The sequence below is a fragment of the Ancylobacter radicis genome (assembly GCF_018449475.1).
Taxonomy (GTDB): domain Bacteria; phylum Pseudomonadota; class Alphaproteobacteria; order Rhizobiales; family Xanthobacteraceae; genus Ancylobacter; species Ancylobacter radicis.
Map to the genome: position 1 here is coordinate 1 of NZ_JAHCQH010000019.1, position 985 is coordinate 985.

Sequence of the window (985 nt, forward strand, 5' to 3'; positions counted from 1 at the left end):
TTCCTCGGCCTCATTCTGGCCAGCGTGAACATCTTCGGCGGGTTCCTGGTGACCAGCCGCATGCTCGCCATGTACTCGAAGAAGAAGTGAGGGCGAGGATATGAACGCCAATATCGTCGCGCTGCTGTACCTCGTCTCGGGCGTCCTGTTCATCATGGCGCTGCGCGGGCTGTCCAGCCCCGCCACCTCGCGCCAGGGCAATCTGTTCGGCATGGTCGGCATGACCATCGCCATCCTCACCACGCTGGCGGCCTCGCCGCCGGCGGGTCTCGGCGGCTGGGCGCTGGTGATCGGCGGCCTCGCCATTGGCGGCGGCGCCGGCGCCTATATCGCCAAGAACATCGCCATGACGCAGATGCCGCAGCTGGTGGCGGCCTTCCACTCGCTGGTCGGCCTTGCCGCGGTGATGGTGGCGGCGGCCGCGCTCTACGCCCCGGCGGCGTTCGGCATCGGCGATCCCGGCCATATCCACGCGCAGGCGCTGGTCGAGATGAGCCTGGGCGTCGCCATCGGCGCCATCACCTTCACCGGCTCGGTGATCGCCTTCGCCAAGCTCAACGGCAACATGTCCGGCAAGCCGATCCTGCTGCCGGGCCGCCACCTCATCAACATCGCGCTGGCGGCGCTGATCGTGGTGCTGGTGGTGGTGCTGACCATCACCGAGAGCCACACCGTGTTCTGGCTGATCGTGATCGCCAGCCTGATCTTCGGCGGCCTCTTGATCATCCCGATCGGCGGGGCGGACATGCCGGTCGTCGTGTCGATGCTGAACAGCTACTCCGGCTGGGCGGCGGCGGGCATCGGCTTCACGCTGGGCAACACGGCGCTGATCATCACCGGCGCGCTGGTCGGCTCCTCCGGCGCGATCCTGTCCTACATCATGTGCAAGGGCATGAACCGCAGCTTCGTCTCGGTGATCCTCGGCGGCTTCGGCGGCGACGCGCAGGCCGGCCCGGCCGGCGCGGTGGAGAGCCGTCCGGTCAAG

The 985-nt window shown here is 68.0% G+C and carries 2 protein-coding genes; both read left to right on the forward strand.

Annotation, left to right across the window (positions count from 1 at the left end):
* Nucleotides 1-90: proton-translocating transhydrogenase family protein (locus KIP89_RS20225; RefSeq protein WP_213753692.1), on the forward strand; the 90-nt coding region annotated here is incomplete at its 5' end.
* 10 nt (nucleotides 91-100) lie between these two features.
* A partial coding sequence (locus KIP89_RS20230; protein WP_213756344.1) for an NAD(P)(+) transhydrogenase (Re/Si-specific) subunit beta occupies nucleotides 101-985 on the forward strand: 885 nt, incomplete at its 3' end.